General features: G+C 65.4%; 25 protein-coding genes and 1 pseudogene. 13 read left to right on the top strand and 13 right to left on the bottom strand.

The window, feature by feature from the left end; translation table 11 throughout:
* Window positions 1-2: 2 nt before the first annotated feature.
* Window positions 3-737, bottom strand: coding sequence for a M48 family metallopeptidase (locus ABXS05_RS09020; RefSeq protein ID WP_311939895.1), 735 nt, complete (start codon window positions 735-737; stop codon window positions 3-5).
* 382 nt (window positions 738-1,119) lie between these two features.
* Between ABXS05_RS09020 and epmA the strand changes: the two genes are divergently transcribed.
* Window positions 1,120-2,163: an EF-P lysine aminoacylase EpmA gene (gene epmA, locus ABXS05_RS09025; RefSeq protein WP_367623655.1), complete on the top strand. Its 1,044-nt coding sequence runs from the start codon at window positions 1,120-1,122 to the stop codon at window positions 2,161-2,163.
* A gap of 319 nt (window positions 2,164-2,482) precedes the next feature.
* Here the strand turns inward: epmA and typA are convergent, their stop codons facing one another.
* The 3 genes from typA to ABXS05_RS09040 form a co-directional block, all read right to left on the bottom strand.
* Window positions 2,483-4,309: a translational GTPase TypA gene (gene typA, locus ABXS05_RS09030; protein WP_367623656.1), complete on the bottom strand. Its 1,827-nt coding sequence runs from the start codon at window positions 4,307-4,309 to the stop codon at window positions 2,483-2,485.
* 264 nt (window positions 4,310-4,573) lie between these two features.
* Window positions 4,574-4,984 carry a GFA family protein gene (locus ABXS05_RS09035; protein WP_311939889.1) on the bottom strand — a complete coding sequence of 137 codons (411 nt, stop codon included), beginning with the start codon at window positions 4,982-4,984 and terminating at the stop codon, window positions 4,574-4,576.
* Window positions 4,985-5,171: 187 nt separating this feature from the next.
* Window positions 5,172-6,137, bottom strand: a complete 966-nt coding sequence (locus tag ABXS05_RS09040) for a class I SAM-dependent methyltransferase (RefSeq protein WP_367623657.1) — start codon at window positions 6,135-6,137, stop codon at window positions 5,172-5,174.
* A gap of 84 nt (window positions 6,138-6,221) precedes the next feature.
* Here ABXS05_RS09040 and ABXS05_RS09045 point away from each other — a divergent pair, with 84 nt between their 5' ends.
* The 5 genes from ABXS05_RS09045 (at window position 6,222) to lhpI (ending at window position 10,232) form a co-directional block, all read left to right on the top strand.
* The gene (locus tag ABXS05_RS09045; protein WP_311939886.1) at window positions 6,222-7,004 is read left to right on the top strand and encodes a helix-turn-helix transcriptional regulator; all 783 of its coding nucleotides are present in this window, start codon (window positions 6,222-6,224) and stop codon (window positions 7,002-7,004) included.
* A gap of 216 nt (window positions 7,005-7,220) precedes the next feature.
* Window positions 7,221-8,177, top strand: a complete 957-nt coding sequence (sppA, locus tag ABXS05_RS09050) for a signal peptide peptidase SppA (RefSeq protein WP_311939884.1) — start codon at window positions 7,221-7,223, stop codon at window positions 8,175-8,177.
* 166 nt (window positions 8,178-8,343) lie between these two features.
* Entirely contained in the window at window positions 8,344-8,631 is a 288-nt protein-coding gene (gene ihfB, locus ABXS05_RS09055; RefSeq protein ID WP_311939883.1) for an integration host factor subunit beta, read from the top strand.
* Window positions 8,632-8,762: 131 nt separating this feature from the next.
* Window positions 8,763-9,131: a LapA family protein gene (locus ABXS05_RS09060; protein ID WP_311939881.1), complete on the top strand. Its 369-nt coding sequence runs from the start codon at window positions 8,763-8,765 to the stop codon at window positions 9,129-9,131.
* 144 nt (window positions 9,132-9,275) lie between these two features.
* On the top strand, window positions 9,276-10,232 hold the full coding sequence (lhpI, locus tag ABXS05_RS09065) for a bifunctional Delta(1)-pyrroline-2-carboxylate/Delta(1)-piperideine-2-carboxylate reductase (protein WP_367623658.1): 957 nt from the start codon (window positions 9,276-9,278) through the stop codon (window positions 10,230-10,232).
* 12 nt (window positions 10,233-10,244) lie between these two features.
* Here the strand turns inward: lhpI and ABXS05_RS09070 are convergent, their stop codons facing one another.
* Window positions 10,245-10,718 carry a MarR family winged helix-turn-helix transcriptional regulator gene (locus ABXS05_RS09070; RefSeq protein WP_311939877.1) on the bottom strand — a complete coding sequence of 158 codons (474 nt, stop codon included), beginning with the start codon at window positions 10,716-10,718 and terminating at the stop codon, window positions 10,245-10,247.
* Window positions 10,719-10,981: 263 nt separating this feature from the next.
* Between ABXS05_RS09070 and ABXS05_RS09075 the strand changes: the two genes are divergently transcribed.
* Both ABXS05_RS09075 and ABXS05_RS09080 read left to right on the top strand, forming a co-directional pair.
* Window positions 10,982-11,410, top strand: a complete 429-nt coding sequence (locus tag ABXS05_RS09075; protein ID WP_367623659.1) for an organic hydroperoxide resistance protein — start codon at window positions 10,982-10,984, stop codon at window positions 11,408-11,410.
* Window positions 11,411-11,603: 193 nt separating this feature from the next.
* Complete coding sequence (locus tag ABXS05_RS09080; protein ID WP_311939873.1) at window positions 11,604-12,305, top strand: hypothetical protein; 702 nt, start codon at window positions 11,604-11,606, stop codon at window positions 12,303-12,305.
* A gap of 6 nt (window positions 12,306-12,311) precedes the next feature.
* On the opposite strand, the gene ABXS05_RS09085 is transcribed toward ABXS05_RS09080, so the two are convergent.
* Window positions 12,312-13,136 (bottom strand): alpha/beta fold hydrolase, encoded by an 825-nt coding sequence (locus ABXS05_RS09085; protein WP_367623660.1) that lies wholly within the window; start codon window positions 13,134-13,136, stop codon window positions 12,312-12,314.
* A gap of 292 nt (window positions 13,137-13,428) precedes the next feature.
* Here ABXS05_RS09085 and ABXS05_RS09090 point away from each other — a divergent pair, with 292 nt between their 5' ends.
* Entirely contained in the window at window positions 13,429-13,737 is a 309-nt protein-coding gene (locus tag ABXS05_RS09090) for a putative quinol monooxygenase (protein ID WP_311939870.1), read from the top strand.
* A 7-nt stretch (window positions 13,738-13,744) separates the two neighbouring features.
* On the opposite strand, the pseudogene ABXS05_RS34860 reads toward ABXS05_RS09090, so the two are convergent.
* Window positions 13,745-14,214, bottom strand: a pseudogene (locus tag ABXS05_RS34860) (GFA family protein).
* 93 nt (window positions 14,215-14,307) lie between these two features.
* On the opposite strand from ABXS05_RS34860, the gene ABXS05_RS09105 reads away from it, so the two are divergent.
* Entirely contained in the window at window positions 14,308-14,715 is a 408-nt protein-coding gene (locus tag ABXS05_RS09105) for a hypothetical protein (RefSeq protein WP_311939866.1), read from the top strand.
* A gap of 37 nt (window positions 14,716-14,752) precedes the next feature.
* Window positions 14,753-15,490 (top strand): AcvB/VirJ family lysyl-phosphatidylglycerol hydrolase, encoded by a 738-nt coding sequence (locus ABXS05_RS09110; RefSeq protein WP_367623661.1) that lies wholly within the window; start codon window positions 14,753-14,755, stop codon window positions 15,488-15,490.
* Here the strand turns inward: ABXS05_RS09110 and hemW are convergent.
* From hemW to nadE, 6 genes are all read right to left on the bottom strand, one after another.
* Window positions 15,435-16,595: a radical SAM family heme chaperone HemW gene (hemW, locus tag ABXS05_RS09115; RefSeq protein WP_367623662.1), complete on the bottom strand. Its 1,161-nt coding sequence runs from the start codon at window positions 16,593-16,595 to the stop codon at window positions 15,435-15,437. The genes ABXS05_RS09110 and hemW overlap by 56 nt on opposite strands.
* Window positions 16,596-16,715: 120 nt before the next feature.
* Window positions 16,716-17,876, bottom strand: a complete 1,161-nt coding sequence (locus ABXS05_RS09120) for an enolase C-terminal domain-like protein (RefSeq protein WP_367623663.1) — start codon at window positions 17,874-17,876, stop codon at window positions 16,716-16,718.
* Between the two features lie 38 nt (window positions 17,877-17,914).
* Complete coding sequence (locus ABXS05_RS09125) at window positions 17,915-18,340, bottom strand: DUF1284 domain-containing protein (protein WP_311939858.1); 426 nt, start codon at window positions 18,338-18,340, stop codon at window positions 17,915-17,917.
* A complete protein-coding gene (locus ABXS05_RS09130) occupies window positions 18,337-18,927 on the bottom strand; it encodes a biotin transporter BioY (protein ID WP_367623664.1) in 591 nt (196 codons plus the stop codon). Before ABXS05_RS09130 ends, ABXS05_RS09125 begins: the two co-directional genes overlap by 4 nt.
* Window positions 18,928-19,091: 164 nt before the next feature.
* Window positions 19,092-19,760, bottom strand: coding sequence for a GntR family transcriptional regulator (locus ABXS05_RS09135; RefSeq protein WP_367623665.1), 669 nt, complete (start codon window positions 19,758-19,760; stop codon window positions 19,092-19,094).
* A gap of 77 nt (window positions 19,761-19,837) precedes the next feature.
* Window positions 19,838-20,647, bottom strand: a complete 810-nt coding sequence (gene nadE, locus ABXS05_RS09140) for an NAD(+) synthase (protein ID WP_367623666.1) — start codon at window positions 20,645-20,647, stop codon at window positions 19,838-19,840.
* 162 nt (window positions 20,648-20,809) lie between these two features.
* On the opposite strand from nadE, the gene mutS reads away from it, so the two are divergent.
* Window positions 20,810-23,539 carry a DNA mismatch repair protein MutS gene (mutS, locus tag ABXS05_RS09145; RefSeq protein WP_311939850.1) on the top strand — a complete coding sequence of 910 codons (2,730 nt, stop codon included), beginning with the start codon at window positions 20,810-20,812 and terminating at the stop codon, window positions 23,537-23,539.
* Window positions 23,540-23,759: 220 nt separating this feature from the next.
* Window positions 23,760-26,531, top strand: a complete 2,772-nt coding sequence (locus ABXS05_RS09150) for a [protein-PII] uridylyltransferase (RefSeq protein ID WP_376717716.1) — start codon at window positions 23,760-23,762, stop codon at window positions 26,529-26,531.
* Window positions 26,532-26,535: the final 4 nt, after the last annotated feature.

Here is a 26,535-nt window from a genome sequence, read left to right on the forward strand (position 1 = left end):
GCTCAACCGTAGCGATGCAGCCCTGCGCCGTGCGACTTCAGCCAGGCCCGGGCTTCTTCGGTGCGGGGGCAAAGCTGGTGGCACAGGCGCCAGAAGCGGGGCGAGTGGTTCATTTCCTTCAGATGCGAGACCTCGTGCGCCGCGAGATAGTCGAGCACGAAGGGCGGCGCCAGGATCAGGCGCCAGGAGAAGGCGAGCGCCCCCGTCGAGGAGCAGGAACCCCAGCGGCTGGTGGTGTCCTTGACGCTGATCGGGCCGTGCTTGACGCCGAGCGCCGCGGTATGGCGCACGACGATGGCCTGCAATTCGCGCAGGGCCTGCTTCTTCAGCCAGTCGGTCAGGCGGCGCGGCAGATGCTGGACATCGCCATGCACGACGAGGACAGGCGGGGAGCCAGCCTCGATTTTCACCGTGCCGCGCCCCTCGCGATGCTCGATGCGGTGCGGCACATCGCGGAAGGGCACCATGGCGCCATCGGCGAAGCTGACATCCTGGGCGAGCTTGGCAAGCTTGAGGGCGATCCAGCCGGCATGCTTGTCGGCGAAGGCCTTGGCGGTGGTCAGGCTGCCGCGCGCCGGCATGGAGAGCACGATGTCGCGCTGGGCCGTGCGCACCCTGAGCGTATAACGGCGCGCCGAAACCAGCCGCCGGACGGCGACCGGATAGGTCGTCGCCCCGATCCTGACGGTGATCTGCTCGGGTTGGGGCGTCGGATTGCGTCGAAACAGCGATATCATGCTCGAATCAGGTTTGAGCCGACATCATAACCCGGATTGCGGTTTTGCCGCGGCTGGCGTAGGGGCGAGGCTTGGCAAAGTAAGGCGCCACTTGCCTTCTCCACGAAGTGGGGAAGGTGGCCCGGCAAAGCCGGGTCGGATGGGGTGTGGCGGGCAACGCTATATGTTTTCAAGGCCTGCACAACGGTCGTGCAATCTTGTCACCGTCGGTGCATTGCTCTCCACACCCCATCCGTCATTTCTTCGAAATGACACCTTCCCCACTTCGTGGAGAAGGCAAGTGGCGCCTTTTCTATTGAGCCTCGGGTCAGTTCGCAGGCGAAGATCTGCGGTTCCACTCTCCCCAAAGGGGAGTTGTGCTCGTATTCACGGAGAATCTGCCATGCCTTCCGTCCCTACCCCCTGGTGGCAGCCATCGGCCCATCAGGATCGTCGGCCTTTCCTGATCGGGCGCAACCGGCTGATGACGGCGCTGCGCGGTTTCTTCATGGCTGAAGATTTCACCGAGGTCGACACGTCAATCCTGCAGGTCTCGCCCGGCAACGAGGCACATCTGCATGCCTTTGCCACCGACCTGATCGATGCCGATCTTTCGGTACGCCGGTTCTATCTGCACACCTCGCCGGAATTCGCCTGCAAGAAGCTGCTGGCGGCTGGGGAAGAGCGCCTGTTCACCTTCGCCAAGGTCTTCCGCAATCGCGAACGCACGGGCACCCATTCGCCCGAATTCACCATGCTGGAATGGTATCGCAGCGGCGAGCCCTATCAAAAACTGATGGAAGATTGCGCCCGCCTGCTGGCGCTGGCTGCCGAAACCGGCGGCCAGAAGTGCTTCCGCTATCGCGGCGTGGAGACGGACCCCTTCGCCGAACCCGAGAGGCTCGGCGTCGCCGAGGCCTTCGAGCGCTTTGCCGGCATCGATCTCTTGGCGACGCTCGATCGGGACGGCGGCAGCGATCGCGACGCCTTGGCCCACGCCGCCGTTCGGGCGGGCTTGCGAGTTGCTGCCGACGATACCTGGTCCGACATCTATTCCGGCGTGCTGGTGCAGAAGATCGAGCCCCATCTCGGCCAGGGACGAGCCACCATCCTCCACGATTATCCGAGCGTGGAAGCGGCGCTCGCCCGCCGTACCGCCGATGATCCGCGCGTATCAGAGCGCTTCGAGCTCTATGCCTGCGGCGTGGAACTCGCCAATGCCTTTGGCGAGTTGACCGACCCCGACGAGCAGCGCCGCCGCTTCCAGGCGGAGATGGACGAGAAGGAGCGCGTCTATGGCGAACGCTATCCGATCGACGAGGATTTCCTGGCGGCTCTCGCCATCATGCCGCAGGCCAGCGGCATCGCGCTGGGCTTCGACCGGCTCGCCATGCTGGCGACGGGCGCATCCCGCATCGACCAGGTGATCTGGACGCCGGTTGCGTGAGACTGTGAATAGCGGGGATAATCAGCGAAGCTGGCCACAATCTCGACAAAAGGAGCTGTGAGCTTCGTCCCATGCCGTTGACGCGGCACGAACTTGATCCGCGAGAGACCTCATTGCACCCGCCGGCCGCCAGGCCGGCGGTTTTTTTGGAGCGCGGACATCTCAGCGACATGCTTGCATGTCGCGATGTTCGCCTCTTTCTCTCCTGCAGATACAGCGTTTCCAAGAGCGGACAAGATGTCCGCGCTCCAAAACCCATCTTCGCAAACAAAAAGGGCCGGTGCTGAGGCCGGCCCTTTCAGAATTCGTTCGTCGGCTCTTACGCAGCCGCATCCTTGGCACGATCGGCCTTCTTGCGCTCGTTGGGATCGAGGATGGCCTTGCGCAGGCGGATCGACTTCGGCGTGACTTCCAGGAGCTCGTCGTCCTGGATCCAGGCGATCGACTTTTCCAGCGTCATGCGGATCGGCGGCGTCAGGCGCACGGCCTCGTCCTTGCCGGCGGCGCGGACGTTGGAGAGCTTCTTGCCCTTGAGCACGTTCACTTCCAGGTCGTTCTCGCGGGTATGCTCGCCCACGATCATGCCCTGATAGACCTTCCAGCCGGGCTCGATCATCATCGGGCCGCGATCTTCCAGGTTCCACAGCGCATAGGCCACGGCCTCGCCGGCATCGGTGGAGATCAGGACGCCGTTGCGGCGGCCGGCCACCTCGCCCTTGAAGGGGGCGTAGGCATGGAACAGGCGGTTGAGCACGGCGGTGCCCTTGGTGTCGGTGAGCAGCTCGTTCTGATAGCCGATCAAGCCGCGGGTCGGGGCGTGGAAGACCAGGCGCTGGCGGTTACCGCCGGAGGGGCGCATCTCGATCATCTCGGCCTTGCGCTCCGACATCTTCTGCACCACGGCGCCGGAGAACTCCTCGTCGACGTCGATCACCACTTCCTCGATCGGCTCCAGGGTCTCGCCGGTGGTCTCGTCCTTCTGGAAGACGACGCGCGGACGGGAGACGCCGAGCTCGAAGCCCTCGCGGCGCATCACCTCGATCAGGATGGCGAGCTGGAGTTCGCCGCGGCCGGAGACGATGAACGAGTCCTTGTCGGCAGATTCCTCGATCTTCAGCGCGACATTGCCCTCGGCCTCCTTGAGCAGGCGGTCGCGGATGACGCGGCTGGTGACCTTGTCGCCCTCGGTGCCGGCGAGCGGGGAATCGTTGACGGTGAAGGTCATCGACACGGTCGGCGGGTCGATCGGCTGGGCCTGCAGCGGCTCGGTGACTTCGAGCGCGCAGAAGGTATCGGCCACGGTGCCCTGGGTCAGGCCGGCAATGGCGACGATGTCGCCCGCCTCGGCTTCCTCGACCGGCTGGCGCTCGATGCCGCGGAAGGCGAGCACCTTGGAGACGCGCCCCTGCTCGATCACCTTGCCGTCACGCGACATCGCCTTGATCGCCATGTTCGGCTTCAGCGTGCCCGAGGAGATGCGGCCGGTGAGCACGCGGCCGAGATAGGGATTGGCTTCCAGGATGGTGGCGAGCATGCGGAAGGGGCCGGGCTCGACGGTGGGCTGGGCGACATGCTTGAGCACCAGGTCGAACAGCGGAGCCATGCCGGCGCTCTGGTCGGCGTCCGGCGAATTGCCCATCCAGCCCTGCTTGCCCGAGCCGTAGAGGATGGGGAAGTCGAGCTGTTCGTCGGTGGCGTCGAGCGCGGCGAACAGGTCGAACACCTCGTTGATCACCTCGGTGGTGCGGGCGTCGGGCTTGTCGACCTTGTTGATGGCGACGATCGGCTTGAGGCCGATCTTGAGGGCCTTTGCCACCACGAACTTGGTCTGGGGCATCGGTCCTTCGGCGGCGTCGACCAGCACGATGGCGCCATCGACCATATTGAGGATGCGCTCGACCTCGCCGCCGAAATCGGCGTGGCCGGGGGTGTCGACGATGTTGATGCGGGTATCCTTCCACACCACCGATGTGGCCTTGGCCAGGATGGTGATGCCGCGTTCCTTTTCGAGATCGTTCGAATCCATCACGCGCTCGGCCACGCGCTGGTTGTCGCGGAAGGCGCCGGACTGCCGCAGCAGCTGGTCGACCAGCGTGGTCTTGCCATGGTCGACGTGGGCGATGATGGCGATATTGCGAAGTTGCATAGGTTAAACCGGGTTCCTGGGCTGTGGCCAAGTGCGTCTAGACGGAACGCTCTTCTGCCCCAACTCGTTGTTTCCAAGCCAATCCGATGGTTTGGCTAAAGCGACTGCACGATTCCCGACGTTCCACCAAATCGCACAACGCTTGAGCCGATGGCATCGGGCCGCGTCAAAAAGAGGATCGTCTGTCGGATTTTGCGCCGCAATATCACAGGAGAGGGGGGCGCGGCAATGGCGCAGCCGGCAAGTAACGGCGCAATCGTGCCTCTAGCCGTCCTTTTCCGGCTCGTATTCCAGGAATGTCGGCAGGTCGTCCGCCGTGGCGAACCAGGAAACCTGGCTACGTGTCCAGATATGCTTGCGCGGCGCCGCCAGCGAGGGATCGTCGAGCGTGCCGGCATTGATGCTGATCTCGGTCGGATTTTCGCGGAGCCGGAAGCCGAGCGAGGCACCGCAATCGCCGCAAAAATGCCGTTCCCCGAAGCTGGAGGAATGATAGACGCGCGGATCGCCCTTCACATAGGCGAAGGCCCCGGCGGCAAACAGCGCCCAGGGCTGAGCGGGCGCGCCGGAAATACGCTGGCAGATGCGGCAATGGCACCAGCCGGCATCGAAGGGCGCCTCCCGCGCCTCATAGCGGATCGCCCCGCATTCGCAGCCGCCGGTCAGCAAGGCCATGGCATCCCTCCCTCCGGGCCGACGATGCGCACGGCCTTCTCGCGCAGTTTACAGCTTCCTGCGATGACGGGGGAGGTGGGTTTTTTTTAGGAACGATGTTCCGATGAAGACCTGCGGTATCGGCCCCTCATCGATGGGAACCGATACCGCAGGGGGCGGGCGAGCACTGGCTGACAGGGCGGAAAGCCTAGCGCTGCGCCACGAAGACCGCATTGTCGAGGACGAAGGAACCGTCGGCCTCAATGGCAAAGTGCTGGCGCACTTCCTCCGACATCGCCGCCTGCAGGGCACGGATGGCCTCGACGAAGACCGGCGGGGTACGCATGCGGGCGATCCAGGAGGAAAACTCCAGGGGCTGGTGCCCGGGCGTGGTCGCCCGCACCGTGAAGCCGGTGGCGGCGAGCATGGCCTGCCATTCCCGGATCGAGTAGTCGCGCACATGGGAAGGATCGCGCAGCATCTCGAACGCTTGCAGGAAGGTATCGCAGACGGTGCGTACCGGCGCGACGGCGTCGGCCATCACCAGCCTGCCGCCCGGCTTCAACACGCGGAAGGCCTCGCGCAAGGCGGCCGGGACGTCACCCCAGTGATGGGCCGAATAGCGGCTCAGCACCATGTCGAAGCTGGTGTCGGCGAAAGGCAACTGCTCGACCGTACCCTGGTGGGTGGCGATGTTGGCAAAGCCACGCTTGGCGGCTTCCTCGGCGACCGCCGCCAGCATTTCCGAGGAGAGGTCGTAGGCGATGACCTCGGTGGCGACCGGGGCGGCCGCGAAGCTGACATGGCCGCCGCCGCAGCCCAGATCCAGCACGCGTTCGGGACGGGTGGCAGCAATCTCGTCGGCCACCAGCCTGAGATCTTCCCCCCTGGCATGGACGGGACTGGCGACATAGGCGGCGGCCTGCGAGCCGAACTGGCTGCTGACCAGATTTTCCAGGGTGGCCGATCGGGCCATGACTCTGTCCTCCTTGGGGTTCTTCCGTCGATAAACGAATCGAATTGGCTCGACCTTTGTCATTGCCGGGCTTGACCCGGCAATCCGGTTCCTGCCCCGGATGTCGAAAGCAGGGCCTCTGGATGCCCGGGTCAAGCCCGGGCATGACAAGGGCGGTGCTTCAGTGATTTCCGGGCAATGCTCTATCGACTGGAACATCGCGGACCGGAACACACTGGAACGTCTCTAGGTTCTGATTTACACTGGTACCAGATCCTTTTTTATCCTGGTATGAAAGTTGCCATGACAACGGAGTCGGATCAGGCACGCCGCCAGCAGCTCGGCGAATTCCTGCGGTCCCAGCGCGCCCGGCTCACCCCCGATCTCTTCGGCCTGCAGGGCGGGGCGCGACGGCGCACACCGGGCCTGCGGCGCGAGGAAGTCGCCCAGCTCGCCGGGCTTTCGACCACATGGTACACCTGGTTGGAGCAGGGACGGGATATTTCGCTCTCGGCCCACGCCTTGGGCCGGCTCGCCAATGTCCTGAATTTCTCACCCGCCGAGCGGGCCTATCTCTTCGATCTCGCCGGCAAGCGCGATCCGCAGGCCAGCGCCGAGGCTGAGCCGGCGGCCTCGCCGGCGCTGCTCGCCGCCCTCGAGACGATTGCCGGCCCCGCTTATCTGCTCGATCATCTGTGGAACGCACTCGGCTGGAACGCACGCGCCGCCGAACTCTTCACCGGTTGGCTCGATGGCGACCATGACCGCAATCTCCTCGCCTACATCTTCCTCAGTCCTGCGGCCCGGAACCTGATCGAGGATTGGGAAGGACGGGCCCGGCGGGTGATCGCCGAGTTCCGCATCGACTATGGCCATCATATCGAGGAGGAGGCGATGCAGGCCCTGGTCGGCAGCCTGGCGGCGCGAAGCCCCTTTTTCGCGCAAGCCTGGCCGATCCACAGCGTGATCGGTCGTGAAGGCGGGCTTCGGCGATTCAATCATCCCGTGCTCGGCGCGCTCGAATTCCAGCAGATCACCCTCAATCCGACGACGCGTCCCGACCTCAAATTCGTGATGCTGGTGTAGCTGGTTTGGGGGCGGGTCTTTGGACCCGCCCGACCTTCCAACGGGCGTCGTGATCCCAGCACTGCAGTTGCCATCTTCACTCCAAATCCCTTTCCCTTTGGACAAACGCAACTGTCGTGCCAGGCGGGTCCGAAGTCCCGCTTCCCAATTGCTCGCCTTGCCGCGGCCTCGTCGCTCGGCTAGGTTTCGGGCCGATTTCCCCAAGGGTATACCTCCATGTCCCTAGAGACCGATCTCCTGGTCGACAGGCGTGTCCTGCGCCGCAAGCTCTCCGTCTGGCGCGTGCTGGCGTTCCTGTTCCTGGCCATTGCATTGGTGGTGGCCTATCTCGCCATTGCGGGCACAAGTGCCCTGCAGCATCGCAGCCCGCATATCGCCCGCATCAAACTCGACGGCTTCGTCGGCGACCAGACCGCCAACCTCAAGCTGTTCGATCAGATCGCCCAGTCGCAGGCCCAGGCCGTGATCGTGCGCATCAATTCGCCCGGCGGCACGACCTCCGGCGGCGAGGCACTCTATGACGGCCTGCGCAAGCTCTCGGCCAGCAAGCCGACCGTGGCCTTCATCGATGGGCTGGGGGCGTCCGCCGCCTATATGGCCGCCGTCGGCACCGACCATATCGTGGCCCGGCGTTCATCCCTGGTCGGCTCGATCGGCGTGCTGGTGCAATATCCCAATGTCTCCAAGCTGCTCGACAGCATCGGCGTCAGCGTCGAAGCGGTGAAGTCGTCCCCGCTCAAGGCGGCGCCGGACGGATTCACCCCGACCAGCCCCGAGGCACGGGCCGCCCTCGCCTCGGTGGTCAACGACACCTATGGCTGGTTCAAGAACCTGGTGAAGGACCGTCGCAACTTCGACGATGCCGGCCTTGCCGCTGTCTCCGATGGGCGCGTCTTCACCGGCAAGCAGGCGCTCGATCTCAAGCTCGTCGACGAGATGGGTGACGAGGCCACGGCGATTGCCTGGCTCGGCAAGGACAAGCCGGGCATGAAGGCGCTGCCGGTCGAGGATTGGGACAAGCCTTCCACCACTTCCTCCTTCCCCTTTGCGCGCACGGGCCTGGCCTGGCTTGCCGACAGTGTCGGCCTCGCCAGCCTGGGCGATGCCATCCGCTCCGCGCCTGAAACGCCTCCGGCTGCGCTTGACGGGCTTGTTTCGGTTTGGCACCCTTGAGCCACTCGTGTCTCACGGTCTGTCCGGACCAGCGTAGGGTGTCTAGCCAGGACGAAGGGCGGGGGAGCTTTTGGGTTCGATCCGCATCATGCTGTAAGGGAAGCTTGGACGCGATTCGCGTCGAGCGAACATAACTTCACAAGACCGGCGACTGACGGGAACGAAAATGATCAAATCCGAACTGGTTCTGAAGATTGCGGAAGCCAATCCGCACCTCTATCAGCGCGACATCGAGAACATCGTCAATGCCATCCTCGACGAGATCGTCAATGCGATGGCCAAGGGCGATCGCGTCGAGCTGCGTGGCTTCGGAGCCTTTTCGGTCAAGTCGCGTCCCGCTCGTATCGGTCGTAATCCTCGCACCGGCGCGCATGTGCCGGTGGACGAGAAATTCGTGCCGTTCTTCAAGACCGGCAAGGACATGCGGCTGCGGCTGAACAAGTCGACGGCCTGACCGAGAGCAAAGCGCGCCTTGGCGAGAATGCTCGTTTGCTCTAACTCTCTGTTTGGATGCGTCTTCGTGATTCCTGGCGATGCCGGGAAATCGCAGGAGGCTTTTGCGATCATGCCGGAGCGGGGCAGGCCATGAAGCGCCTATTCTACTATTTCATCCTGGTCCTGGCCTTGATCGTGATGGCGGCCTTTGCCATCGCAAACAAGCAGTGGATCGCCGAAGGCGTCGCGCTCTCCTACGACCCCAGCGCACCGGGGGCTGAAGCCAGCACGCTGCATCTGCCGATGTTCCTGATTCTGTTCGGGGTCCTGGTCATCGGCATGCTGATCGGCGGCATCACGGTCTGGCTGAAGCAGAGCCGTTTTCGCCGTGCCGCACGGGTTGCCCAGGTCGAGGCGGAACGCCATCGCAACGAGCTCGACCGGCTGCGCAGCCAGGCGACTCCCGCGGCCGAATCGCGTGACAGCCACGCCGTCCTGCCATCGAGCGTGCCGTTCTGACGCGCCTGCCGCGAGAGCAGACCTTCCCGTCCGCTCTCGGCCCCCCTTCATCGGATCCTGCCTGCTTCCCGCAGCCGGATCGGTTATAATGGCTGCTGCCGGCCACACGGCCGGACCTTTCTCGTTGCCTTGGGCGAAACAGCCATGCGTGTCATCACGGCCGATGAGATCGATGGCCTTCTCAGTTTTCCCGACCTGATCGAGGCATTGCGCGCGGCCTTTGCCGCCGACTTCGTCACGCCGCCGCGCCAGCATTTCGAAATCGGACACGGCGCCGATGCGGCCACCGCCCTGATCATGCCATCCTGGAGCGGCAACGCACCGGGGCCGGGCGCTTATTTGGGCACGAAACTGGTGAATGTGTTCCCGGCCAATGGCGCCCGCGGCCTGCCGGCCGTGCTCGGCACCTATGTGCTGATGTCGGGAGAGACTGGAGCGCCGCTGGCCGCGATGGACGGCACCCGGCTGACCCATTGGCGCACGGCTGCCGCCTCCGGGCTCGCTGCCTCCTATCTCGCCCGCCCGGAGGCGAGCCGCCTCGCCATGGTCGGGGCAGGGGCGCTGGCACCTTTCCTCATCCGGGCCCACGCCAGCCAGAGGCCGATCGGCGATGTAGCGATCTGGAACCACCGGGCGGAGCGTGCGGAAAAGCTGGCGGAGGACCTTGCGCTCCAGGGGATCGCGGCCCGCTACGAGCCGGATCTCGAACGGGCGGTGCGCACGGCCGACCTGGTTTCCTGCGCTACGTTGTCGAATCTGCCCTTGGTCAAGGGCGCCTGGCTGCGGCCGGGCATGCATCTGGATCTGGTCGGCGCCTTCAATCTGCAGATGCGCGAGGCCGATGACGAGGCCGTGCGCACCAGCGACCTGTTCATCGACACGCCGAGTGCCCTGACCGAAGGCGGCGACATCGCGCTCGCCCTCAGGGCCGGTATCATCGGCCGGGACGATATCCAGGCCACTCTCGCCGATCTCGCCCGTGGCAACCATGGCGGCCGGGCATCGGGCGAATCATTGACGCTGTTCAAGTCGATCGGCAGCGCGCTGGAGGACCTCGCCGCGGCGATCCTGGTGTGGCGCAAGACTGGCGGCGAAGGCTGAGCAGATGCCGCCTCAGGCGGCGTCGCTTTCCTGTTTCTGGTGCAGGTCGAGGGCCTCGCGTAGCCATTCCAGCCAGTCCTTGAGGGCACCGGCCTGGCCGGCTTCGAGGCCGGTGGTCGCGGTGATCTGGGCCGGTACGGCCCGGGCCTTCTCGCGCAGGGCCTTGCCCTCGGCAGTCAGGGAGATGCGGACCTGGCGCTCATCATGGCTGTCGCGCCGGCGCTTGAGCAGCCCCGCTGCCTCCAGGCGCTTGAGCAAGGGGGTCAGCGTGTTGGTTTCCAGGAAGAGCCGGGCGCCGATCTCGCCGACCTTGAGGCCGTCGCGCTCCCACAGGCAGAGCATGACCAGATATTGCGGATAGGTCAGGCCGAGCGGGTCGAGCAGGGGCTTGTAGGAGCGGCCAAAGGCATTGTTGGCGGCGTAGAGCGCAAAGCAAAGCTGGTTCTGCAGGAGCAGTGGCGTAAACTCGTTGGAAGACGGTTCCATCGGTGCCTCCTCTGGCGCAATGCATGTGACGCAACGTCTGGATGTCAGCAAATGCGTGACGCACTTTCATTCGTCGCGAAGCCGGCTGCAGGACATGGCCGGCGGCTGTCAGATGCGAATCATATCGCACGCGACAGGGAGGCAGAATCATTTTCGCAAGCTTTCCCGATAAAAATCGTCTCGGTTGCCAAAATAAATATCGCGTACGATATAAATGTGTGCGATATATATCGCCGTGTTCAACCCTCGAAGGGAGTTCTGTCATGAAGGTTCTCTACACCACCGCTGCCCGTTCCGATCACAATGGCCGTGACGGCGGCCGTTCCGGTACCGTGGATGGCCATTTCTCGGTCAAGCTCGATCTGCCCAAGGAGCTGGGCGGCGCCGGCGGCCCTGGCACCAACCCCGAGCAATTGTTTGCCACCGGCTATGCCGCCTGCTTCATGGGCGCGCTGCGCTTCGTGGCCGGCAAGGAAAAGGTCGCCCTTCCCGAGGACGCCAGCGTCACCGCCACGGTCGGCATCGGCCCGCGTGACGATGGCGCCGGTTTCGGCCTTGATGTCGCTCTTGCCGTCGCCCTGCCGGGCATCGAGCATGCCCGCGCCGAGGATCTCGTCGCCAAGGCCCACATCGTCTGCCCCTATTCGGAAGCGACCCGCACGAATCTCGACGTCCGCCTCAGCGTCGTCTGAGACCGGCTCTTTCCTCGTCTTTGGCGGAAAACATAGTTCCGCCCGTGGCCCCCGGGATGGTCCGGCGCGGTACGATCGTATCATCCCCCAATCGGGCACGCGGATCCTGTGGGCGACGCGTGCCTGCTCCCCGGCGGCCATGGCTGGCGTGCCGATTCGGCGCTAAGCAGGGAACTCTCCTCGGAGTCCCCCAATGTCGCTGCCTCGCCCCTGGCGTGAGATCCTGCCGCAGCTCCTGTCGACCGCTCTGATTCCGCTCACCGTGGCCGGAATCGGCTGGTATTACACGCGCTGGCAGCAAAATCTCGCCGATCTGCGCACCATGATCGACCTGATGACCGATGCCGCGCCGGAGAAGCGCAAATATGGCGTCGCCATGTTCGAATATCTCCTCAAGAACGACAAGGTGCCGGTGGAGTTCATCACCGCCCAGCTCGACTACGCCAATTCCTCTTCCGACCGCGATCTGCTGCCTTTGCTGGAGAGCGCGGTGCAGAAGGCGTCTCTGGTCAACAATTCGGTGAAGTCGGCCTATGAGGAGGCCACCGCCCGCCTGCCGAGCCGGGTCTTCGTGCATGCCCTCAATGATAGCCAGCGCCCCTGCGCCGGCATCCTGCTCGACGAGATGAAGGACGGCGACAAATCGGCCATCACCTTCCCGTCGGTTGTGCTGGCCAAATGGTCGGGCGAGACGCACGAGCTACGCTATTTCAAGGCGTCCGATCGCAAGCGCGCGGAGGCCTTGGCCGAACTGTTTGCCACCGTCGGCCTGCAGCTCACCGCCAAGGACCTGTCGACGAGCTGGAGCGGGGCCCGTGATTCGCGCCCCAACACCTTCGAGATCTGGTTCGGCAATCCGGCGCTTCCGCCGAATTGCCTGCAGCCGCAGAAATAGGCGAGATCAGGCTGCCAGAGGCCTGAGCCGCGCGGCGATGCTGGCGATGTCCCGGGCGAGGCGGGCGGCGTGGGTCACCATCACGCCATGGGCGATGCCCTCATAGACCAGCAGATCCGCGCCCGGAATCAGGGCAGCATAGCGCTTGCCGGTGAGGTCCAGCGGCGCCGAGGCGTCGCGGTCGCCATGGATCAGGGTGACGGGCACTCTGAGGGCGGCGGCTTCTTCGCGCAAATCCGTCTCCACGATCTCGCGCTGGAGATCGAGCAGGACGCGACGCGAACAGGCGAACACGCCGGCGATCAGCCGGTCCAGCGTGCGTTGGTCGGCCCCGGGCGCGAAGGGTTCGATATTGGCATCGAGCCAGGCCCGCAGATTGTCGGCAAGTTCGGCCATCAGGGCCTCGATGGCTACCCTGGGAATGCCCTGTTCGTTGCCTGGCCCGGCGGGCAGGCATGGACCTTGTGCTCCGACCATGACGATGCGCCCGATTCGTTCGGCACCATGGCGGCCGATATAGCGCAGCACTTCGCCGGCCGCACAGGAATGGGCAACCACGGTGAGGTCGGAGAGATCGAGCTGGGTGATCACCGCGGCAAGGTCGTCGGCCAGCCCATCGAAATCGACGCTGCCGGGATCGCTCGAACGGCCATGGCCGCGGCGGTCATAGGCGATGGTACGCAGGCCCTGGGCGTTGAGCCCGGTCATGGTGTCGGCCCACACACTGGAATCCATCGCCCAGCCGGCGAGCAGCAGTACGGGAGCGCCCCGGCCCCAGTCGCGAACGAAAAGGCGGTGGCCGTCGGCAATCTCGACGAAAGGTGCGGTCATGGCGGTTCCTCCGGGTTGAGTGGCCCCGATCCTGCCCGCTCGCACGGCGCTCGGCGATTACCCGGCAGGTAATCGCCTTCCCCGACCTTCCCGCTATTGTCCGTGGCGTCAAGACAGCGGGTTAGGGAGAAAGTGCGATTGCGGGAAGTCGCACTTTCTCTGGAGCAAAGCGTGTTCAAGCGTGAACGCTTATTTACTCTAACTCCTTGTTCCAAAACGTTTTTGCGATTCCTGGTGATTCCACCAAATCGCAAATGCTTTAGCAGCGGGAATGCCGCAGGAGGACAGTCGAATGAGCGTGACCTATCTGATCACCGGTATCGTCAAGCCCGAGCAGCGGGAGCGCTTTCTCGTCATGCTCGATGAATTGCTGGACACCATGCGTCACGAAGAGAATTTCGTGAACGCCACGCTTCATAGCGATCCCGAAGACCCCTGCCGCTTCCTGCTCCATGAAACCTGGGTCGATCACCAGGACGTGCTCGACGTCCAGCTCAACCGCCCCTATCGGCAGGCCTGGCACGAGGCGCTGCCGGAACTCCTGGCGCAGCCGCGCGAAGTCTCGATCTGGCAGCCGTTGCGCGTCGATCGGAAGGACTGAGCGTCCGCTACCACAAGTTCCGGCCGTCGATCACGGTGACGGGCACGGCCTCCAGCTCGAAATCGTCGAAGAGCCTGGCATTGATGTTGATCTTGGGGTTGTCGAAATCGGGCTCGCCGGTCGACCAGTCCGGCGTCTGCGTATAGGTGCCGCAGCCGCAGGTCGCGCAGAAATGATGTTGGATGGTCTTCGAGCCCTGGAGCAAAACGCATTCATCACGGAATGCTTTGTTGCTCCAGCTCTTTGCTTCGACGCGTCTTTGCGATGTGAAGCGGTCCGTTCAAATCGTAAAACGCTTTAGCGATAGGTCGCCACCTGCTCGGGCGATGAGGTCAGCCGGAACTGCTCGGGCTTGTAATAGGCCCAGAGCGAGCCGCGCTTGGAACAGAAGCTGCAGGTGCAGCGTGTCACCTCCCGCGGTGCCTCGCTTAATTCGAATGTCGTGCCGCCGCAATGGCAGCTGCCTTTGAGAGCCATGGCTTGTTCCTTTCCGATCTTCGCGCTAGCTCTTGATAAAGCCTGCCTGCTGACATCTTCCTGTCAGCAATGATCCGTTAGAACGAGAGCTTGATGAGCGCCGCCCGCAAGATCCATACCTTGACCTTTCACCTCCTCGGCATCGCCGGCGAGGATGCCATGGATGATATCATCGATGAGATCGAGGAGTTCGCCGATGGCGTGGACTGGCCGATCGAGGCGCCGGATGCCTTCAAGCACAAGGTCAGCGAAACCGCCCCGGATATGGGCTGCGCGGTGGAACTGCCGGTACGCGCCAGCCTCGCCGGAGACACTATCGCGGGCGAGAAAGCCGACTTTGCCGGCGCCATGGCGCTGATCGAGCATTTGCGCCAGCTTTCGGCCCGCCATCGCTTCGACGTCGAGATCGCTTTCGACAAGGATATCGTCGGCACCATCGACAAGGGAGCCTATAGCGAGGCTCTACGCCAGGGCCTGGTCGAACCCTGGCAGGCCGGGTAGTCGCTTGCCCCGGTGGTCCGGCTGGCGTGTTCTCGCCATGGGGCTCGCATCCGGGCTGCTGTTCGGCTCGGTGCAAATCGCAGCCGCCCGGCTCTCCGTGACCGTTGACCGCCTCGCGGACCTGCCGCTCGAAATCTCTCCGGCACCCGCCGGGCAGGGCGGGCTGGTGCTGTTTCTCTCGGGCGATACCGGCTGGGGCGGGCTGGAGCGGAGCCTGGCCCGCCGCCTCGCCCGGGCGGGAATCGGCGTCGTCGGGCTCGATGCGCGTCGCTATTTCTTCACTGGGCGCTCGCCTGCCGAGCTCGCCCGGGACATCGAGCGTATCCTCGCCGTCTATCGCCGACGCTGGCATGCCGGCCGCATCGCTCTGGCCGGCTATTCCTTCGGCGCCGATGCCCTGCCTTTCGCCTGGCCCCTGCTTTCGCCGAGGACACGGCAGGAAACCAGACTGATTGCCCTCGTCGGATTGCTGCCGGAAGCTAATTTCCGCATTTCCCTCTCGGAAATGCTCGACTTGCCGGCTGCCGACGACGTGCCGGTCGCTCCGATGCTCCGCCAGCTACCCGTTCGCAAGGTGGTCTGTCTCTATGGCCGGGAGGAGCATAGCGCCTGTACCTTGCCCGAGCTTGCCGGAGCCGAGCGCATTGCGCGGCCCGGCGGGCACGATCGCGATGGCGATGCCGGTGCCGTGGTGCAGGCGATCCTACGCCGGTTGACCGTCAGACCGCCAGTTCCGCCACCACCGCATCGAGCAGCGGAAAGCCCGCGCGGGTGACGCGAACCCGGTCATCCCGGCGCTCGACCATGCCGTTTTGCTGCAGCCCGGCCAATGTAGCCTCCGCCATGGGCCGGCCGCGCAACCGGGCGAGACGAGCGAGATCGATGCCCTCGGTCAGGCGCAGGCCCATCAGCAGCATCTCGTCGCCCTGCTGGTCCGGCGTCAACGCCTGATCATCGACGAGACCATGGCCGTTCGTGCGGACTCCCGCGAGCCATTTCTCGGGGCTGCGTTCGGTCGACAGTGCCCGGCGGGCGCCAGTGGCATCGATCAGGCGGCCATGGGCGCCGGGGCCGATGCCGGCATATTCGCCATAGCGCCAATAGACCAGATTGTGCCGGCATTCGGCGCCGGGGCGGGCATGGTTGGAGATTTCATAGGCTGGCAGGCCGCGCCGTTCGCAGGTCTCGCGGGTGATGTCGAACAGGACACGGGCATCCTCGTCCGGCATCGGGATGAGCTTGCCGGCCGCGACCAGGCGCTCATACATGGTGTCGGGCTCGATGGTGAGCTGATAGAGCGATAAATGCTCGGCCGCCCGGTCGATGGCCTGGTCGAGCTCGGCCTGCCAATCCCTCGGCTGCTGGTCCGGGCGGGCATAGATCAGGTCGAAGGAATAGCGTTCGAAGGATTTGGCCGCGATCTCGACGGCCGCCATGGCCTCGGCCACCGAATGCATGCGGCCCAGCCGCTTGAGATCGGCATCGTTCATCGCCTGCACGCCGAGGGAGACGCGGTTGACTCCGGCGGCGCGGTAGCCGGCGAAGCGGGCGGCGTCGACACTGGTTGGATTGGCTTCCAGCGAGATCTCGGCATCGGGGGCGATGGTCCAGGCGCCGCCGATGGCGTCGAGAATGGCGCCGACCGTCTTCGGTTCCATCAACGAGGGCGTGCCGCCGCCGAAGAAGATCGACTGGACCTGCCGCCCCGGCGCGATGGCGGCCATGTGGGCGATTTCCTTGAGGTAGGCCTCGACATAGCCGGCCTGGTCGACGCCGCCGGTGCGGACATGGCTGTTGAAGTCGCAATAGGGGCATTTGGCCAGGCAGAACGGCCAATGCACGTAAACGCCGAAACCGGGCTCGGAGGAGTTGGGGATCATGCCGGCTCAAGTGGCAGTTGCTCGGGGCTACGTCAATCCCGGAGCGCGGACTTCCAGTCCGCTCTTGGAAGCACCACGCTGCAAGGAAGAGGCGGACAAGATGTCCGCGCTCCAGGCAAGTTACCCCGCAAGCTCCCCGAACAACTGCTTCAGCGCCGTATTCGCCTCGAAGCCGATTCCCTCGGCCTGTGGCAGCGAGGCGTAGCCTTCCGCGATCACACTGTCATCCGCGAGGCCGCTGAAGGGCTGGAAGGCAAAGGGTGTAATCTCCGCGCCGCCGAGGCCGAGGGCTGCGGCCAGGTGCAGGCCGAACAGGTGCCCGCCATGCGGCCAGAAGGCCTGCCTCGTCCAGCCCCTCGCGGTCATCGCCTCGATGATCTGGAGATAGCCGGGCAGGCCGTAGCAATGCACGGGGTCGAACAGCAGCACGTCGCGATCCGGGCGCAGGCCGCCATGGCGGGCAAGGAGCCGAGCTTCCGCCGCCGAAAACAGGGCCTCGCCTGCCCCGATCGGCGGCGCATAGGCCGATGCCAAAACGGATTGGACCTCGAAGTCGAGCGGGTCGCAGATATCTTCGAACCACCACAGGCCCAGAGGGGCGAGCCTTACGGCCGCTTCCAGGCCGGATATCCGATCATAGGCGTTCATGGCGTCGACGGCGAGGCGGCCAGACGCTCCCAGTGCGGTGGCGGCCACCTCGATGCGCCGAAGATCCTGGTCGAGGCCGGCGCTGCCGATCTTGATCTTGGCATTGACGAAGCCAAGATCGGCGAAGCGGCCCATCTCCTCGGTCAGCAAGGCAAGGTCGTCGCGGGGATGGCGATAGCCGCCGCTCGCATAGACTCGGACCCTGTCGGTCTGGGCAGCCTTGCTGCCGAGCCGATCGGCAAGATAGGCGTGGAGCGGCAGATCGGCCTGCTTGGCGGCAATATCCCACAGCGCCATGTCGAGGGCGCCGACCGCGACGCAGCGCTCGCCATGTCCGCCGGGTTTTTCGCCCGCCATCATCGCCTGCCAGGCCTTGAAGGGATCCAGACCCCCACCCTTTCCCGATAAGGCATCCGCCGGCGCCTGCTTGAGGCGCGGGGCGAAACGTTCACGGATCAGTCCGCTCTGGGCATAGCGGCCGACCGAGGCATAGCCATAGCCGATGAGGGGCCGGCCGGCGCGGGAGGTATCGGTGACGACGGCGACGATGCTGGTGGTCAATCCGCCCGGCTGCACCGGCCCGGCATAGCGGGAGATCGAGATACTGCGTTCGCGGATGTCGAGAATACGCATGGTTGGTCCCGCAGGGGGGCGGTTCGTCCGCGGTTGTCTCAGTCCCGCTTCACACGGGACTCCTGGTAGCGGTCGCGGGCCACTTCGCTGCATAGGCCCGACCATTCGCAGCCTACACAGGCCGAGCGGGTGAGATTGGCGGCGAAGGCGCCGCGGAAACGTGCCAGCAGGGTTGGGGTCAGGGCGATGCGAGTGCCGGTGCGGACGGGTAGGCGCATCAGGGCACTGACGTCGCGGATGGCGAGTTCGTCGCGCTGGTCGATCCGAGGCTCATGGCAATGCGAATCGACTTCTTGCAGCAGCGGGGCGCAGATATCATCAGGCCCCGCCACGATCACGATGTCTTCACCCTGGCTCAGTCGCGCTGCGATCGCGTCGTAATTGGCGACGAAGCCGGGGCTGTATCCTTTGCCGACATAGGTCAGCATGCAGAGGAGATGGTGGGCGCGAAGCCGCACCGTCACCGGGCGGCGCCGGCCTTGCCGCGAACCAGGGCCATCAGGGTGACGGCGCCGATGACCGACTTCAGCAGGCCGCCGAGCAGGAAGGGCGCGACACCGAGCAGGAAGGCCTTTTCCAGGCCGATCTGAGCGCCAAGCCAGGCACCGCCGATGGCCAGGCAGAGGGCATTGCCCAGGGTCATGTTGACGAAGGCGAGAACCGGGCGGTTGCCGTTCCAGCCACGCTCGGCCAGCAAGCCGCAAAGGGCAGCGACGAGCGGGAAGGAGATCAGATAGCCGGCCGTCGGACCGACGAACAACAGGGTGCCGATGCTGCCCGTCGCAGTGACCGGAAGACCCATCCAGGCTTCAGCCAGCCAGGCCAGCACGGTAATGGCACCGAGCCGCCAGCCATAAAGCGCCCCGATCAAGGTCACGGCCAGGGTCTGCATGGTCATCGGCACGGGGAACATCGGCACCTGGATATGCGATGCCAGGGCCAGTACGGCCGTGCCTGCGACGACCGCCGCCGCCTGCCAGCCAAGCGAGCGCCGCGAAATGTCGAGGGGGCTGAAAGCCGGGGTCAGTGAGGGAGTGGCGCTGTGCGACATGGGGGCTCCGCTGGAAATTATAGATAATCTTGAATTCGATGATCTATAGAGGTCACAAAACGGCAAGTTTGGCAATATCCGGGTGCGCGGGCCTCTTGCCCGCTCTTCTCATCCCGCAGGCATAGTGGCTCCAAGAGCGGGCAAGATGCCCGCGCCCCCGGAACTCAGCCGATGATGGCGAAGGCTTCCCGCGTGGCGCCGGAGGCCGACCGGACCGGTTTCAGGCCGACCCGCTGCACATGGCGGGCGAGGGTGACGGCAGCGTCGTCCAACTTGCCTGACCGCAGCGCCGCCAGGATGGCACGGTGGTCCTGGTCGGTCGGGCTTTCCCATTCCGAGCGCCAGGCTGCGAACAGGAAGCGGGCGCTGGCGGCATGCAGGTCGTCGATCGCCGCGAGCAGGCGCGGCATGCGGCAGGGGGCCAGGATCAGGCGATGGAAGCGGCGATTGGCCTCTTCCCAACTGCGCACGTCGCGCGAGCGGTCGCCTGCCTTGGTGGCTTCCTCGGCTTCGTCCAGGATGGTGGCGGTGAGGTGCGGCGCGGCCTGGCGCAGGGCCAGCACCTCCAGGGCCGCCCGCATCTGGGCGACCTCCTTGACCTCTTCCAGGTCGAAGGCGGCGACACGCACGCCGCGCCTGGGTTCGCTCACCGCCAGGCCCTGTGCCTCCAGGCGCCTGAAAGCCTCGCGCACCGGCACATGGCTGGTGGCAAACTCCTCCGCGACATGGTCCTGGCGCAATCGGGCGCCGGGCTCGATCGCCCCGGAGATGATGCGATCCGCCAGCACCTTGGCGATGCGGATGGCGATGGTATCGTCCTTGGGCCCGCTCATGATTTTATAGATAATTTCTGCGATGCCGATTTGTCGAGAGGGGCTTGCGGGGGTCGCGCGTCCCGCCTGCGCTCCGACTACCCCGCCGCCACGGGCAGAGCGCGCTTGTGGGCGCTGGCTCGATAGGTCGACAGGATGCGCTGGTGCGAGGCCTCGGCGATGGCCTTGCCCTCCAGGAAATCGTCGATCTCGTCATAAGTCACGCCATAGGCGTCCTCGTCGGGCTTCAATGGCACATTGGTTTCGAGATCGGCGGTGGGCACCTTGAACACCAGTTCGCGCGGGGCGCCGAGATGGGCGGCGAGGGCCCGCACGCGTCTCTTGTTGAGGCCGGCCAGCGGCAGGATGTCGGCCGCACCGTCGCCGAACTTGGTGTAGAAGCCCATCACTGCCTCGGCAGCGTGGTCCGTGCCGATGACGATGCCGCGCACGGCCCCGGCGAGGCCGAACTGGGCGATCATGCGCTGGCGCGCCTTGATGTTGCCGCGGTGGAAATCGGAGCGCGGGCCCTCGATCAAATCGCCGGCTTCGCGCATGAGTTCGGCCATCATCGCGTCGGCGGCCGGCTTGATGTTCACGGTGACGACGCGGTCGGCCTTGATGGTCGCCAGGGATTGCTGCGCATCCTTTTCGTCCGCCTGCACGCCATAGGGCAGGCGCATGGCGAGGAACTGGGCCTGATACCCTTCGGTTCGCAACCGTTCGACGGCGGCCTGTGCCAGCAGGCCTGATGTAAGCGAATCGACGCCGCCCGAAATGCCGAGCACATAGGCGCGCCCTCCCGAAGTCTTGAGGTAGTCGGCCAGGAAGGCGATGCGCCGCTCGGCTTCTACAGCGGGATCGAAGGCTTCGGGCACGATGATGTCGGGCGTGAGCGGTTGCGGCATGGTCGGCTTTCACGTGATTGAATCGGGTGACAACAGGCCATGTTCGTTTGGGAGCGTCAATATGGGCGCGGTGGTGGGGCGATCCGGAGATCGACCCACCTATCCACAAGCCTCCGGCCTCGGCCTCGTGCTCCCTTTGACCGCATCTGCTAGCGTGCGGCCATGACCTCCTCGCCCCGCAAACTCGACACCGCCGATGCGTCGGCGCCCGTCACGCCGATGATGGCGCAATATCTCGAGATCAAGGCCGGCCATCCTGGCGCCTTGCTGTTCTATCGCATGGGCGATTTCTACGAATTGTTCTTCGAGGACGCCGAGATCGCCTCCAAGACGCTCGGCATCGTCCTCACCAAGCGCGGCAAGCATCAGGGCGAGGACATCGCCATGTGCGGCGTGCCGGTGGTCCGGGCCGACGAATATCTGCAGCGCCTGATCGCTCATGGCCACCGTGTCGCGGTCTGCGAGCAGATGGAGGATCCGGCGGAGGCCAAGAAGCGCGGTTCCAAATCGGTGGTCAAGCGCGGCGTGGTCCGCCTGGTCACGCCCGGCACCATCACCGAGGAGACGCTGCTGGAGCCGACGCGCACCAATCTGCTGCTGGCTTTGGCGCGCCTGCGCATCTCCGACGACGAGGCCCGCTTCGGTCTCGCCTTCGCCGACATCTCCACCGGCGAGTTCGGCCTGTCCGAATGCGACGAGGCGGGACTGCCGGCCGAACTCGCCCGGCTCGACCCGTCCGAAGTGGTCATGGCCGAGACAGTGCATGAGGATGCGGAGCTGGCCTCGCTCTGGCGCGAATGCCGTGCCGCCGTCACACCGGTCGGGCGCGACGTCTTCGATGGCAGCCAGGCCGAGCGCCGGCTTGCTGCCTTCTACGATGTCGGCACCATCGATGGCTTCGGCACCTTCTCGCGAGCCGAGCTGGTCGCCGCCTCCGGCCTCGTCACCTATATCCTGCGCACGCAGGTCGGCCAGAAGCCGGCGCTCGACCCACCACGCCGGGACGGCGCCAGCGCGCATATGGCGATCGATGCCGCGACACGCGCCAATCTGGAGCTGACGCGTACCCTGGGCGGCGAGCGCGCCGGCTCCCTATTCGATGCGGTCGACCGCTCGGTGACGGCGGCCGGTGGCCGCCTGCTGGCGCAATGGCTGGCGAGCCCGCTTCTAGCGCCCGAGGCCATCGCGCTGCGCCAGGATGCGGTGGCCTTCTTCGCCGAACAGGCCCTGCTGCGCGGCCAGGTCCGCGCCCGGTTGAAATCGGCGCCGGACATCGCCCGCTCCATGGCGCGCCTCGCCCTCGACCGGGCCGGGCCGCGTGATCTCGCCGCTCTCCGGGAAGGCTTGACCGGCATTGCCGCCATCGAAGCCCTGCTGCGGCAGCGCGAAGCTGAATTGCCGCCGGTGCTCGCCGGTATTCTCTCGGCCCTGGCAAGGCCGGACCAGGGCCAGGCAGCGCGCCTTGCCGCAGCCCTGCAAGACGATCTGCCGCTGCTCAAGCGCGATGGCGGCTTCGTGCGTGCCGGCTATGATCAGGCCCTCGACGAGACCAGGGCCCTGCGCGACGAGAGCCGGCGCGTCATCGCCGGCCTGCAGGCGCGCTATGCCGAGGAGAGCCAGGTCCGCCAGCTCAAGATCAAGCACAACAACATGATCGGCTATTTCGTCGAGGTGCCGCAGCAGGCCGGTGAAGCCTTCCTGCAGCCAGGCCTGCGCGAGACCTATGTGCATCGCCAGACCATGGCCGGCGCCATGCGCTTCTCCACCGCCGAGCTCTCGACGCTGGAATCGCGCATCGCCTCGGCGGCCGAGCGCTCGCTGGCGAGCGAGCTCCAGGTCTTCTCCGATCTCGCCGCGGCCTTGCTCGGTGACGGCGCCGCCATCCGGGCCGCCACCGAGGCCCTCGCCCTTCTCGACGTCATCGTGGCGCTCGCCGTGCTGGCCGACGAGGAAAACTATGTCCGTCCCGTTGTCGACACCTCGCTCGCCTTTGCCATCGAGGGTGGGCGCCATCCTGTGGTCGAACGGGCGTTGAAGCGCGAGGGCAAGCCCTTCGTCGCCAATGATTGCGAATTGAGCGGCGAGGGCGAGGGCAGCAAGGCCGCCGGTAGGATCTGGCTGCTCACCGGCCCGAACATGGCGGGTAAGTCGACCTTCCTGCGCCAGAATGCCCTGATCGCCGTCCTGGCGCAGATCGGTTCCTTCGTGCCGGCGAAATCGGCCCATATCGGCGCGGTGGACGCGCTGTTCTCGCGCGTCGGCGCCGCCGACGATCTGGCGCGCGGACGCTCCACCTTCATGGTCGAGATGGTGGAGACGGCGGCAATCCTCAACCAGGCCGGTCCCCGCGCGCTCGTCATCCTCGACGAGATCGGCCGCGGCACCGCCACTTTCGACGGCCTCTCCATCGCGTGGGCGGCAATCGAGAACCTTTCCGCCGTCAATCGCTGCCGGGCTCTGTTCGCCACGCATTATCACGAGCTCACCCAGCTCACCAAGAAGCTGCCGCGCCTCGCCAACGCCACCATGCGGGTGACCGAATGGCATGGCGACGTCGTCTTCCTGCATGAGGTGGTGCCGGGCGCCGCCGACCGTTCCTACGGCATCCAGGTCGCCAAGCTCGCCGGCATGCCGGCCGCCGTGGTCGAGCGGGCACGGGCCGTGCTGGCGCAGCTCGAGGCGACCGATCGCCAGGCTCCGGCTGCCCGCCTGGTCGATGACCTGCCCTTGTTCGCCGCAGCCCCCCGGGCGCTGGCACAGGCAACGGTCAAGGTGCCGGACGAGGTCGCCGAAGCCCTCGATGGGCTCGATCCCAACGACATGACGCCTCGCCAGGCGCTCGATGCCTTGTTTTCCTTGAAAGCCAAGCGCGATAGCGCCAAGAAGGGGTAAGTTGGAGCGCGGACATCCTGTCCGCATTGCCGCCATCCACGCCTGGTAACGCCGCATCCGCAGGATGGGAAGAGCGGACAGGATGTCCGCGCTCCGAAATTCTCCTTCCTAGAGCAAAGCGCGTTCAAGTGTGAACGCCCATTTGCTCTAACTCCTTGTTCCAACGCGTCTTTGCGATTCTAGGTGATCCGTCAAACCGCAAAACGCTATAAGGCCTGCAATGCTCGACAAGCCCGATCGTGAGCTTCACCTCGTCCTCGACCGCATGGCGCTCGAAGCCGAGATCGACGCCTTGGCGCTGGAGCATGAGGGCAATGCCGACGCCCTCAGGCTGGCGGTGGTCACCCTGCTCAAGACCACCCTGCGTGACGGCCGCGAGACCATCCGCACCTGGTTCAGCGAGGACCGTCTCGGCACGGCCTGTGCCCAGCGCCTGTCCTGGCTCGAGGACGAGATCATCCGCGCCACCTACGCCTATGTGACGCGCTACGTCTATACCACCCACAACCCCACGGCAGGCGAGCGCATGGCCGTCATCGCCGTGGGGGGCTATGGCCGCGGCACCCTCGCGCCGGGGTCGGACATCGACCTGCTCTTCCTGCTGCCGGCCAAGCAGACGGCCTGGGGCGAGAGCGTCACCGAGGCCATCCTCTATGTCTTGTGGGACCTCGGGCAGAAGGTCGGCCATGCCACGCGTACGATCGACGAGTGCCTGCGCCTCGCCCGCGGCGACATGACCATCCGCACCGCCTTGCTCGAAGCGCGTCCGATCCTCGGCGACATGGGGCTGGCGAGCGAACTTTCCGCCCGCTTCGACCGCGAACTCGTCCAGCTCACGGCAGCCGAGTTCGTCGCCGCCAAGCTCGCCGAGCGCGACGAACGCCTGATCAAGGCCGGCAATTCGCGCTACCGGGTCGAGCCCAACGTCAAGGAAGGCAAGGGCGGCCTGCGCGATCTCAACACGCTCTACTGGATCGCCAAATATGTCTATCGCGTCAGGGATGCCGCCGACCTCGTCGAGGCCGGCCTGTTCACCCGGCGCGAATACCGCCAGTTCACCCTGGCCGAGGACTTCCTGTGGGCGACACGCTGCGCCCTGCATTTCCTCACCGGCCGCGCCGAAGAGCGCCTGACCTTCGACATCCAGCGTGAGATCGCCGCCTTTCTGGGCTATTCGGATCGTGGCGGCCTGCGCGGCGTCGAGCGCTTCATGAAGCATTATTTCCTGGTGGCCAAGGATGTCGGCGATCTCACCGCCATCGTCTGTGCCGCGCTGGAAGCGCGCCAGGAAAAACCCAAGGCGATGTTGGATCGCTTCATCGCGCCTTTCCGCCGCAGCCAGCGCCAGGCCCTGATCGGCACCAAGGATTTCGTGATCGAGACGGGTCGGCTCAATGTCGCCAACGACCAGGTGTTCGCGCGCGATCCGGTCAATCTGATCCGCCTGTTCCAGCTTGCCGACCTGCATTCGCTGGCGTTGCATCCCGACGCGATGCGCCTCGTCACCCGCTCGCTCAAGCTGGTGAACGCTTCGCTGCGCGAGAATGTCGAGGCCAACCGGCTGTTCCTGGAGATCCTGACCTCGCGCAATGCCCCCGAGACCGTGCTCAGGCGCATGAACGAGGCCGGCGTACTCGGCCGCTTCATCCCCGATTTCGGCAAGGTCGTGGCGATGATGCAGTTCAACATGTATCACCGCTACACCGTGGACGAGCATCTCCTGCGTTCGGTCGGCGAACTCGCCGACATCGATCGCGGCGAGGGTGGCGACGAGCATCCCCTCGTCAACGAGATCATGCCGACCATCCAGAACCGCACCGCCCTCTATGTCGCCACCTTCCTGCACGACATCGCCAAGGGCCGGCCGGAGGACCATTCGCTCGCCGGTGCCAAGATCGCCAAGCGATTGGGGCCCCGCCTCGGCCTGACGCCGGGCCAGACCGACACGGTGTCCTGGCTGATCGAGCAGCATCTGGTGATGTCGATGACGGCGCAGTCGCGCGACATCTCCGATCGCAAGACCATCGAGACCTTCGCCGGCACCGTGCAGACGCTGGAACGGCTGAAGCTGCTGCTCATCCTCACCGTGGCCGATATCCGGGCAGTGGGGCCGGGTGTGTGGAACGGCTGGAAGGGTCAGCTCCTGCGCTCGCTGTTCTGGGAAACCGAGCTGGTGCTGGCCGGCGGCCATTCCAAATCCGACCGGCGCGCCAGCGTTCAATTGGCCCAGGACGAACTCAGGGCCGGCCTGTCCGATTGGAGCGCGGCGGAGGTCGATGCCTATGTGTCACGCCACTACCCGCCCTATTGGCTCAAGGTCGAGCTGCCGCGTCGCCTGCGTCATGCTCGCTTCATCCGCGCCGCGCGCGAACGTGGCGAGACGCTCGCGACCGAAGTCGCCACCGATGCCTTCCGCGGCGTGACCGAGCTGACCATTCTCGCCCCCGACCATCCGCGCCTGTTGTCGATCATTACCGGCGCCTGCGCGGCTTCCGGCGCCAACATCGTCGATGCCCAGATCAACACCACCACGGACGGGCTGGCACTCGACACCATTTTCGTCAGCCGCGAATTTCCGCAGGACGAGGACGAATTGCGGCGCGCCGGCCGCATCGCCCAGGCGATGGAGCAGGCACTCACCGGCACCATCCGCCTGCCGGAAGCCGTGGCCAAGCGCGGTGCCATCAAGCCGCGGCAGAAGGCCTTCCAGGTCGCGCCCGAGGTGGTGGTCGACAATGAATGGTCGAACCGCCACACCGTGGTGGAGGTCTGGGGCCTCGATCGTCCCGGCCTTCTCTACGACCTCACCACGGCGATCTCGCGGCTCAACCTCAACATCGCCTCGGCCCATATCGCGACCTTCGGCGAGAAGGCGGTCGACGTGTTCTATGTCACCGATCTCACCGGGGCGAAGATTACGTCCGTGCAGCGCCAGGACAGCATCCGCAGCAATCTGCTGGCGGTGTTCCGGCGCGAGGGGAAATCGGGCTGAACGG

The organism is Labrys neptuniae, assembly GCF_040797145.1.
Taxonomy (GTDB): Bacteria; Pseudomonadota; Alphaproteobacteria; order Rhizobiales; family Labraceae; genus Labrys; species Labrys neptuniae.